The organism is Mycobacterium sp., assembly GCF_035640695.1.
Classification (GTDB): domain Bacteria; phylum Actinomycetota; class Actinomycetes; order Mycobacteriales; family Mycobacteriaceae; genus Mycobacterium.
Genome location: NZ_DASQVQ010000086.1, coordinates 19,524 through 30,604, shown reverse-complemented (window position 1 = coordinate 30,604; position 11,081 = coordinate 19,524). Strand labels below are relative to the sequence as shown.

Here is an 11,081-nt window from a genome sequence, read left to right as displayed (position 1 = left end):
CCCCAAGGGCTTTCGTCGGCGATGTTCACGCTCGACGTGCGGGAGGCGGAGCGGTTCATGGCCGCCGACGGCTCGGACTGCGGCATCGCCAACGTCAACATCGGCACCTCGGGCGCCGAGATCGGCGGGGCTTTCGGCGGTGAGAAGCAGACTGGCGGCGGCCGCGAATCGGGTTCCGACGCGTGGAAGTCCTACATGCGCCGCGCCACGAACACGATCAACTACTCCACCGAACTGCCGTTGGCCCAGGGTGTGAATTTCGGCTGACGATCGGGTTCGAGCACGGCTCAGACCAGCAGCACCAAACTCCAGCAGATCAGCACCGCCAAGGTCAGCAGTTCGCGCCACGGCCGCCACGGTGCTTGCTGGATCGCGTACGACATCGTCTTGATCGGCGAAACGGGCTCCGGCGCGGCGCGCTCGGGCGGCACGGGCGCGTGGAACTCATGGAAGTACAGCTGAATGAGCGTCGCACCGATCCAGATGCCGCCCAGAAAGCTGACCGCCTCGATCCCCCGCCACAACAGCAGCCCGGCCAACAAAATGGTGAACAGCAGCATCACGGTGTCGGAGGTGGTGGTGGCCGACGGCTTGTCGCCGTAGCTCTTGTCCAGCGCCGCCCGGCGCCTGCGGTAGGGCAGCGTGAAGAAGACGAACTTCACCAACGCCTGGACGCCGAGAAGGGCGACCAGCACGGTCGTGGTGGTGTCGAGCACGGCAATTCCTCCGATGCGGTCGGATCCAGTGCATTGAACGCATGTTCAGTCTGTTAAACAGTCGTTCAACGGGTCAAGCGCTGAGCCGTCAGGGATGCGTAAAGATCCGGCGTTCGGGGCGCGGCGCCGAACTTGTCGGTACCGATTGGCACGATGGCGACATGAGCTCTGCTGCCGGCCCCGATCCGCTCGCCCGCTTCTCCGCCGCGACGCGCGAGTGGTTCAGCGGCACCTTCGAGGCGCCGACGCCCGCTCAGGCGCAGGCCTGGTCGGCCATCGCCGACGGCGCCAATACGCTGGTCATCGCGCCGACAGGGTCCGGCAAGACGCTCGCGGCGTTCCTGTGGGCGATCGACCGGCTGGCCGGCAGCCGCGGCCGCGGCACCCGGGTGCTCTATGTCTCGCCGTTGAAGGCGCTGGCCGTCGACGTCGAGCGCAACCTGCGCACACCGCTGACGGGAATCACCCGGACCACGCAGCGGCTCGGGCTGCCGGACCCCGACATCAGTGTCGGCGTCCGCTCCGGCGACACCCCCACCGCGCGCCGGCGCGAACTGCTCACCCATCCGCCGGACATCCTGATCACGACGCCGGAGTCGCTGTTCTTGATGCTGACGTCGGCGGCGCGCGAGACGCTCGCCGGCGTGCAGACCGTGATCGTCGACGAGGTGCACGCGGTGGCGGGCACCAAGCGCGGCTCGCACCTGGCATTGTCGCTGGAGCGGCTCGACATGCTGCTGGAAAAACCCGCACAACGCATCGGGCTGTCGGCGACCGTGCGGCCGGCCGAGGACGTCGCGCGTTTCCTGTCCGGGCAAGCGCCGACCACGGTCGTGGCACCGCCGGCGGCCAAGACATTCGACTTCAAGGTAGTCGTGCCGGTCCCCGATATGGCCAACCTGGAGAACAACACGATTTGGCCCGACGTCGAGCAGCGCATCGCCAACCTGATCGAGGCGCACCAGTCCACGATCGTGTTTGCGAACTCGCGCAGGCTCGCCGAGCGACTCACCTCCCGGCTCAACGAGATTCACGCCGAGCGCACCGGGGTGGAGCTGACACCGCAACGCAACCCACAGGTGCCGGGCGGGCCGCCGGCATACATCATGGGCAGCGGCCAAACCTACGGCGCCGAGCCGCTGCTCGCCCGCGCCCATCACGGCTCGGTGAGCAAGGAGCAGCGCGCCGCCGTCGAAGACGACCTCAAGAGCGGGCGGCTCAAGGCGGTGGTCGCCACGTCCAGCCTGGAACTCGGAATCGACATGGGTGCGGTCGATTTGGTGATCCAAGTGGAGGCACCGCCGTCGGTGGCCAGCGGGCTACAGCGGATCGGGCGCGCCGGCCATCAGGTCGGCGAGATCTCGCGGGGCGTGGTGTTCCCGAAGCATCGCACCGATCTCGTCGGTTGTGCGGTGACCGTGCAACGCATGCTCGCCGGACAGATCGAGAATCTGCGCATGCCGGCCAACCCGCTCGACGTGCTCGCTCAGCACACGATTGCGGCGTGCGCACTGGAGCCGGTGGACGCCGACCGGTGGTTCGACGCGGTGCGCCGCAGCGCGCCGTTTGCGACGTTGCCGCGCAGCGCTTTTGAAGCGACGCTGGACCTGTTGTCCGGCAAGTACCCGTCGACGGAGTTCGCCGAGCTGCGCCCGCGGCTGGTCTACGACCGTGACACCGGCACCCTGACCGGCCGCCCCGGTGCCCAGCGGCTGGCGGTCACCTCGGGTGGGGCGATCCCCGACCGCGGGCTGTTCACCGTGTACCTGGCCGCCGGTGCGGACACCGAGAAGCCGTCGCGGGTAGGGGAACTCGACGAGGAGATGGTCTACGAGTCTCGGCCCGGCGATGTGATCTCGCTGGGCGCGACGAGCTGGCGGATCACCGAGATCACCCACGACCGGGTGCTGGTGATGCCGGCGTTCGGCGAGCCGGCCAGGCTGCCGTTCTGGCGGGGCGACGACGTCGGCCGACCCGCCGAACTCGGCGCTGCGCTGGGCGCGTTCACCGGTGAGCTGGCGGACATGGATCGGGACACATTCGACACTCGTTGTGCCGCCTTGGGTTTCGATGGACATGCCACCGAAAACCTGTGGCGGCTGTTCGCCGATCAGCGGGATGCCACGAATGCGGTTCCGACCGACACCACGCTGGTGGTGGAGCGCTTCCGCGACGAGCTGGGCGACTGGCGGGTGATTCTGCATTCGCCCTACGGGCTGCGGGTGCACGGACCGCTGGCGCTGGCCGTGAGCCGTCGGCTTCGCGAACGCTACGGCATCGACGAGAAGCCCACCGCGTCCGACGACGGGATAATTATCAGGTTGCCTGACACTGTGCCCGATTCTGGGGACGCCGGCCCGGGGGCCGAGCTGTTCGTGTTCGAGCCGAGCGAGATCGAGCCGATCGTCACCGCCGAGGTCGGCGGTTCGGCGCTGTTCGCGTCGCGGTTCCGCGAGTGCGCAGCTCGGGCGCTGCTGTTGCCGCGCCGCCACCCGGGCCGGCGGTCGCCGCTGTGGCATCAGCGCCAGCGCGCCGCCCAGTTGCTCGACGTGGCCCGCGATTATCCGGACTTCCCGATCGTGCTGGAGGCGGTGCGCGAATGCCTGCAGGACGTCTACGACGTGCCGATGCTAACCGTGCTGATGACGCGCATCGAGCAGCGGCGGATCAGGGTCGTCGAGGTCGAGACGGCCACACCGTCGCCGTACGCCGCGTCGCTGTTGTTCGGCTACATCGGCGCGTTCATGTACGAGGGCGACGCCCCGCTGGCCGAGCGGCGGGCCGCCGCACTGTCGCTGGACAGCACGCTGCTCGCCGAGCTGCTCGGCCGCGTTGAGCTGCGTGAGCTGCTCGACCCCGACGTCATCGAGGTGACGCACCGCCAGCTGCAGCACCTCTCCCCCGACCGGCAGGCCCGCGACGCCGAGGGTGTCGCCGACCTGCTGCGGCTGCTCGGCCCGCTGACGCAGGACGAGGTCGCCGAGCGGTGTACCGCGGCCGATGTCGGCGGCTGGCTGGAGGGCCTGCGCGCGGCGCGGCGGGCGGTGACGGTGTCGTATGCCGGGCAGATGTGGTGGGCGGGCGTCGAGGACATCGGCAGGCTGCGCGACGGTGTCGGCATCGCGGTTCCACCGGGTGTACCTGTCAGCTTCACCGAGCCGGTGGCCGACCCGCTTGCCGAGTTGCTCGGCCGCTACGCGCGCACGCGCGGGCCGTTCACCACCGCCGACGCGGCGGCCCGATTCGGCCTCGGATTGCGGGTTGCGGCCGACGTGCTGGGCCGAATGGCCGTCGACGGAAAACTCACGCGCGGTGAATTCGTCGCGGCGACGGCAGGTGTCTCAGTTCCCGCCCCGGCGGCGGCGGATCAGTGGTGCGACGCCGACGTGCTGCGGATCCTGCGCCGACGGTCGCTCGCGGCGCTGCGCGCGCAGGTCGAACCGGTCAGCACGGCCGCGTATGGTCGCTTCCTGCCGGCATGGCAGCAGGTCGGCGTGCCCGGATCGTCGGGCATCGACGCGCTGGTGGCGGTGGTCGAGCAGCTGGCCGGAATCGCAATCCCCGCATCGGCGCTCGAACCGCTGGTCTTGTCGCAGCGAGTGCGCGACTACCAGCCGGCGATGCTCGACGAGCTGCTGGCCGCCGGGGAGGTCACCTGGTCGGGGCATGGCGTGATCTCGGGCGGCGACGGCTGGATCGCGCTGCACCCGGCCGAGACCGCGCCGCTGTCACTGGCTGCGCCCGGCGAGCTCGATTTCACCGACCGGCATCGGATGATCCTGGAGCAGCTGGGCGGTCATGGTCGGGCCGGTGGCGGCTTCTTCTTCCGCCAGCTGGCCGCCGACGGCTCCGCGCACGACGAGCTCAAGCAGGCCTTGTGGGACCTGGTCTGGGCGGGCCGGGTGACAGGCGACACGTTCGCCCCGGTGCGGGCGATGCTTGCCGGCACCCGTCGGCCGGGCAGCCGACGGGCCGTGGCCGCGGCGCACCGGCATCGGCACCGGCCGGCGCGGCTGAGCCGATACAGCGTCGCCCACGCGCACACCCGCGCTTCCGACCCGAGCGTCGCGGGCCGGTGGTCGGCGCTGCCCGCGCCGGAAACGGATTCGACGCTGCGGGCGCACTTTCAGGCCGAATTGCTGGTCGGCCGCTATGGGGTGCTGACCAAGGGCAGCGTCGCCGCCGAGGCAGTGCCGGGCGGGTTCGCCACGCTGTACAAGGTGCTGACCGCACTCGAGGACGCCGGCCGTTGCCAGCGCGGCTACTTCGTCGAGTCGCTCGGCGGCGCACAGTTCGCGGCCGCCTCGACCGTCGATCGGCTGCGGTCATATCAGGACAACGTCGACCCGGACCGGCCCGCTTACCACGCGCTTGCGCTGGCCGCCGCCGACCCGGCCAACCCGTACGGTTCAGCGCTGCCGTGGCCGTCGCGCGCCGACACCGACACCGCTCACCGGCCCGGCCGCAAGGCAGGCGCCTTGGTGGTGTTGGTGGACGGCGAACTGGCGTGGTTTCTCGAACGCGGCGGCCGGTCGCTGCTCAACTTCACCGACGACCCGGAGGCGCACCGGGCCGCCGCGGGGGCGCTGGCCAATCTGGTCGGCGCGGGGCGAGTGGACTCGATACTGATCGAGAGGCTCGACGGGGTGCCGGTGTTGGAGCCACACGCATCGGAGGAGCGGGCAGCGGTCGGCGCCGCCCTCGTCGACGCCGGCTTCGCCCGCACACCCAGGGGATTGCGGCTGCGCTGAGCGGAATCATCCGGCCCGGAATGAAGTTAGGAGTGTCCATGACAAACTCCACCACCGTTCCCGCCGGCAGGATCACCACTCCGTTCGGATTCGCGTCGACGGCCGCCGAGGTGATCGAGGGCGTCGACCTCAACGGCAAGAACGCGATCGTCACCGGTGCGTCGTCGGGCATCGGCGTGGAAACGGCCCGCGCGCTCGCGGGCGCCGGCGCGGCGGTGACGCTGGCAGTGCGCGACCGCGCCGAGGGTGAGCGGGTCGCCGCGGACATCCGCACGAACACCGGCAACGATGCCGTCTCGGTGGGCGCGCTCGACCTTGGCGATCTGGCCAGCGTCGCCGCATTTGCGCAGTCGTGGCGGGCGCCGCTGCACATTCTCGTCAACAACGCCGGGGTGATGGCGGTACAGGAGTTGACGCTCGCGGCGAGCGGGCACGAAATGCAGTTCGCGGTCAACCATCTCGGCCACTTCGCGCTGGCCGTCGGCCTGCACGATAGGCTCGCCGCGGCCGGCAATGCCCGCATCGTGTCGGTCAGCTCAGCCGGCCATCTGCGGTCGCCGGTGGTGTTCGACGACATCGACTACGCGTTCCGCGATTACGACCCGTTCGGCGCCTATGGGCAGTCGAAGACCGCCAACGTGCTGTTCGCCGTCGAGGCCACGAGACGCTGGGCGGACGAGGGCATCACGTCCAATGCGCTGATGCCGGGCGGCATCGTCACCAGGCTGCAGCGCCATGTCGGTGACGGCTACGCCGCCGAGGCGCTGCGGCAGTACCGGGCGTCGGGCGCCCAGTTCAAGACGGTCGAACAGGGCGCGGCGACGTCGGTGCTGCTGGCCGCGTCGCCGCTGCTCGACGGCGTCGGCGGACGCTACTTCGAGGACTGCAACGAGGCCAGGGTCGTCCACCGGCGTGGCGCCCCCGGCAGTGGCGGGGTGGCGCCCTACGCACTGGATCCGGCCAACGCGCAACGACTGTGGGAGCTTTCCCTGACCCTGATCGGGTAAGCATGCGGGTATGCCGGAGGGCGACACGGTTTTCCACACCGCGGTCAGGCTGCGTGCGGCGCTGGTCGGCAAGACGCTGACGCGCTGCGACGTTCGCGTGCCCCGCTTCGCCGCCACGGATCTCACCGGGATGACCGTCGACGAGGTGGTCAGCCGCGGCAAGCACCTGTTCATCCGGGTCGGCCCCGCCAGCATCCACTCGCACCTGAAGATGGACGGCAGCTGGCTGGTCAGGTCGCGGTCCCGGCCGGTACGCGAGGACCATCACGTTCGAATCATCCTGGAGGCCAACGATATTCAGGCGGCAGGCGTCGACCTCGGCCAACTCGAGGTGCTCGACCGCGAGCGCGACCTCGGCACCGTCGCGCACCTCGGCCCCGACCTGCTGGGCCCCGATTGGGACCCGGGTGTGGCGGCGGCCAACCTCGTTGCCGATGGGGACCGTCCGATCGCCGAGGCGCTGCTGGACCAGCGCGTGATGGCCGGGATCGGCAACGTGTACTGCAACGAGCTGTGCTTCATCTTCGGGCACCTGCCGACCACGCCGGTATCCGCGGTGGCCGACCCACTGCGGCTGGTGACCCGCGCTCGCGACATGCTGGCCGCCAACCGCTCCGGCTTCAACCGGACCACCACCGGCGACCGCAGACAGGGCCGCCAGCTGTGGGTGTACGGGCGGGGCGGGCTAGCGTGCCGGCGCTGCGGCACGTTGATCGCCTCCGATCGCAGCGGTGACCGCGTCACCTACTGGTGCCCGTACTGTCAGCGCTAACAGGCCTACTGTCGGCGCGAACAGACCCGTATTGTCGGCGCGAACAGACCCGTATTGTCGGCGCTAATAGAACAGCGTCGGATGCCCGGCGATGTACTGATCGACGGTCTGGGCCGGCTGCCCGGTGACCTTCTCGACGTCGTCGGTGGTGCGGTTGTAACGATCCTCGCGGTGCAGCCGGGCCATCGTCGCGATGTGCTGCTGCACATGCTCGGGAAGTCCCGAGGTCCGCAGGTAGTGCGCCACCCATTCGTCGTAGGGCAGGTCTTCGGCGCTGATCGGCCGGTTCAGTGCACGCGAATAGCGCTCAGCCAGCCCACGAATGTCGAGCACCTCGGGGCCGGTCAGCTCGTAGACCTCGCCCTTGCCGCCTGCGCTGTTGTGGAGCAGGGTGGCCACGACCCGCGCGACGTCCGCGGCGGCGATCGGTGAGGTCTTCCCGGTACCGAACGGCAGCGCCAGCACCCCGCGCTCGCGGACCGGGCGCCTGGCCAGCGTCGTGAACAACGGGTTGTCGAGGAATACCGTCGGGCGGACGTGCACGACCGGTACACCCGACCAGTTCATGATGTGCTCGGAAAGCCAGTGCAGTCGCTGCTGACGCGACTCCTCGGCGCTGGTGAGCGTCATCTGCGAGACGGTCATCTGCGACATGTTGACCACCAGTTCGGGGTGGATCTCGTCCAGGGCCGCCGCGCAAACCACCGCCGTGGCCCGCAGGTATTCCTGCGAAACGCTCATGTTGAAGAACATGCGTTTGACGTCCCGCATGGCGTTGAACACGTCCACCGGATCGGTCAGATCGCCGACGACAACCTGCGCTCCGAGTTCGCGAAGCAGGTGTGCGCGGGCGTCGTCGCGGTGAACCATCGCCCGCACCTGCTCGCCTTCATCCCGCAACGTCTGCACGACGCGACGGCTCACGCTACCGCCGCCGCCGCCCGCGCCGGTGACCAAGTACATGCCTCAAAGTTAGCCATCGACGCCGGCTTGCAAACCCTAAACGCGCATGCCATCAATTGGCAGGGGCGAGGTAGCCCGATGGCACTGCCCAGCGCGGCGTCGGCGCCGCGACCGGGCGACCGCCTGCTCGCGGAATCGGATGTCGCAGCCGGCCCACCATTGCGAAGCTCACGGCAGTGACCGCCGGCTCGCGAAACAGCGGCGTCGGCCGGTCAGCGGGTCGTCAAATTCGATGCTGTGCGCGAGCAACTGGAGTGGCCGCGAAAAATCGTCCGCCGGCACGTCGATGACAGCCGGATACAGCGGGTCGTTGATGATCGGCAGCCCAAGTGACGTCATGTGCACCCGCAGTTGGTGGGTGCGGCCGGTGCGGGGGATCAGCCGGTACCCGCCTTCGGGTGGGGGGCTTGCGGTTGACGCTTCGACCAAGGTCTCGGCATTCGGTTCGCCGGGCTCCTCGACGGCCTGTAAATGGCCGCGGCGCTTGATGATTCGTGACCGCACTGTCGTCGGCAACGCGACCGCCGGTTGTCCGTTCGCGTGCGCCAGATACGTCTTGCGCACCAAGCCTCGGGCGAACAACGACTGGTAGGCGCCCCGCAACTCGCGTCGCGTGGTGAACAGCAACACCCCGGCGGTCAGCCGGTCCAGCCGGTGCGCCGGACTCAACTCCGGCAAGCCCAGCTCGCGGCGCAGCCGCACCAGCGCGGTCTGCGCGACGTGGCGGCCGCGCGGCATAGTGGCCAGGAAGTGCGGCTTGTCGACGACCACGATGTCGTCGTCGCGGTACAGCACCGGGACGTCGAACGGCACCGTGACCTCGTCGGCGAGTTCGCGGTAGAAGTACACGTGCGATCCCGGCGGCAGTTCGCTGTCGCGGTCGAGCACCGCGCCGTCGGCGTCGACCACCTCGCCGGCCAACACCTTCGCCGCCGCCGGGGAGCCGAACCGGGTGCGGAACTCGTCGAAAACCGATCCGCCGCGCAGCCGCAGCCGGGCGGGCCCCAGCCCGTCGCGCGCTGGGAGTGGAGGTGGTCTCACGGCGGCATCAATTCACATCAATTCACATCAATTCAGCGGCACCGGCTCAAGGATCTCGGCGCGTGCCTCCGGCGCCGTCGCGCGCAGTGCGTCGGCGGCTTCGTCGTCGGGCTGCTCCTGGGAGCGCACCTCGGCCTCCACTCGGGCGACGTAGGTCGCGACCTCGCGGTCCACATCCTGTTGGCTCCAGTCCAGGACCGGCGCAATGATCTCGGCGACCTCCCGAGCGCACTCGACACCGCGGTGCGGGTATTCGATCGAGATCCGCATCCGCCGGGCCAGCACGTCCTCCAGATGCAGCGCACCCTCGGCCGCGGCCGCGTAGACGGCCTCCACCTTCAGATAGATCGGGGCCGCGGTGATCGGGCTGAGCAGGTCGGGTTTGTTCTCGGCCATCGCGAGCACCTCCCCGATCAACGACCCGTAGCGGTCCAGCAGGTGGCGCACCCGGTATGGGTGCAGCCCGTAGTACGCCCCGACCCGCTCAGACTGATTCACCAGCGCGAAATAGCCGTCGGCGCCCATCAGCGGCACTTTCTCGGTGATCGACGGCGCCACCCGGGCCGGGATGAACTCGCTGGCCGCATCGATCGCGTCCGCACCCATCACCCGATAGGTGGTGTACTTGCCGCCGGCGATCGCGACCAGGCCGGGCGCCGGCACCGCGACCGCATGCTCGCGCGACAGCTTCGAGGTTTCTTCGCTCTCCCCCGCCAGCAGCGGGCGCAGCCCGGCGTAGACGCCGTCGATGTCATCGCTTGTCAGCGGGGTGGCCAGCACCTTGTTGACGTGCCCGAGTATGTAGTCGATGTCGGCCTTGGTGGCCGCGGGGTGGGCCAGGTCGAGATTCCAGTCGGTGTCGGTGGTGCCGACGATCCAATGTGTGCCCCACGGGATCACGAACAGCACCGACTTTTCGGTGCGCAGGATGATGGCGACCTCGCTGACGATGCGGTCGCGCGGCACCACGATGTGCACGCCCTTCGACGCGCGCACCCGGAACCGGCCGCGCTGCTTGGATAGCGCCTGAATCTCGTCGGTCCACACGCCGGTCGCGTTCACCACGACGTGGCCGCGCACCTCGGTGACGGCGCCGTCCTCCGAGTCGCGGATCCGCACCCCGATCACCCGGTCGCCCTCGCGCAGCAGCGACACCACCTGGCTGGACGAGCGCACCACTGCGCCGTAGTGCGCCGCGGTGCGCGCGACCATCATCGTGTGCCGGGCATCGTCGACCACGGTGTCGTAATAACGAATGCCGCCGATCAGCGAACTGCGTTTCAGCCCGGGCGCCAGCCGAAGCGCGCCGGCCTTGGTCAAATGCTTTTGCGCCGGAACGGATTTCGCCCCGCCGAGCTGATCGTAGAGGAAGATGCCGGCCGCCACGTAGGGCCGCTCCCACCACCGCTTGGTCAGCGGATACAGGAACGGCTGCGGCTTCACGAGGTGCGGCGCCAGCGTGGTCAGCGTGAGCTCGCGCTCGTGCAGCGCCTCACGCACCAGGCCGAACTCCAACTGCTCCAGGTAGCGCAGCCCGCCGTGGAACATCTTCGACGACCGGCTCGACGTGCCCGACGCGAGGTCGCGGGCCTCGACGAGCGCCACCTTGAGGCCGCGGGTGGCCGCGTCCAACGCGGCGCCTGCGCCGACCACACCGCCGCCGATCACGACGACGTCGAACTGCTCCGACCCGAGCCGCTGCCACGCGATCGCGCGCTCGCGCGGACCCAGGAACGTCTGCCCGTTGCCGGGGGCGGGCGCGGCGTCGCTCACGGGGCCTCCTCGTTACTGGCGAGCTTGTTACTGGCGAGTCACTTCCCAGGCTACGGCG

The 11,081-nt window shown here is 69.5% G+C and carries 8 protein-coding genes; 4 read left to right on the top strand and 4 right to left on the bottom strand.

The annotated features are described in order from the left end of the window. Window positions 1-267: aldehyde dehydrogenase family protein (locus tag VE759_RS10870; RefSeq protein ID WP_324931628.1), on the top strand; the 267-nt coding region annotated here is incomplete at its 5' end. 20 nt (window positions 268-287) lie between these two features. Here VE759_RS10870 and VE759_RS10865 read toward each other — a convergent pair. Next, window positions 288-716, bottom strand: coding sequence for a hypothetical protein (locus VE759_RS10865; protein ID WP_324931626.1), 429 nt, complete (start codon window positions 714-716; stop codon window positions 288-290). A 161-nt stretch (window positions 717-877) separates the two neighbouring features. On the opposite strand from VE759_RS10865, the gene VE759_RS10860 reads away from it, so the two are divergent. The 3 genes from VE759_RS10860 to nei2 are packed head-to-tail and all read left to right on the top strand — an operon-like array spanning window position 878 to window position 7,246. Then, window positions 878-5,467, top strand: a complete 4,590-nt coding sequence (locus VE759_RS10860; RefSeq protein WP_324931623.1) for an ATP-dependent helicase — start codon at window positions 878-880, stop codon at window positions 5,465-5,467. A 38-nt stretch (window positions 5,468-5,505) separates the two neighbouring features. After that, the gene (locus VE759_RS10855; protein WP_324931620.1) at window positions 5,506-6,474 is read left to right on the top strand and encodes an SDR family NAD(P)-dependent oxidoreductase; all 969 of its coding nucleotides are present in this window, start codon (window positions 5,506-5,508) and stop codon (window positions 6,472-6,474) included. Window positions 6,475-6,484: 10 nt separating this feature from the next. Then, entirely contained in the window at window positions 6,485-7,246 is a 762-nt protein-coding gene (nei2, locus tag VE759_RS10850; RefSeq protein WP_324931618.1) for an endonuclease VIII Nei2, read from the top strand. A 63-nt stretch (window positions 7,247-7,309) separates the two neighbouring features. Here nei2 and VE759_RS10845 read toward each other — a convergent pair whose 3' ends face one another. From VE759_RS10845 to VE759_RS10835, 3 genes are all read right to left on the bottom strand, one after another. Further along, window positions 7,310-8,209 (bottom strand): NAD(P)H-binding protein, encoded by a 900-nt coding sequence (locus VE759_RS10845; protein ID WP_324931615.1) that lies wholly within the window; start codon window positions 8,207-8,209, stop codon window positions 7,310-7,312. 168 nt (window positions 8,210-8,377) lie between these two features. Next, complete coding sequence (locus VE759_RS10840) at window positions 8,378-9,250, bottom strand: pseudouridine synthase (protein WP_324931612.1); 873 nt, start codon at window positions 9,248-9,250, stop codon at window positions 8,378-8,380. Between the two features lie 27 nt (window positions 9,251-9,277). Beyond that, window positions 9,278-11,023, bottom strand: a complete 1,746-nt coding sequence (locus VE759_RS10835; RefSeq protein ID WP_324931609.1) for a glycerol-3-phosphate dehydrogenase/oxidase — start codon at window positions 11,021-11,023, stop codon at window positions 9,278-9,280. Between the last annotated feature and the right edge of the window lie 58 nt (window positions 11,024-11,081).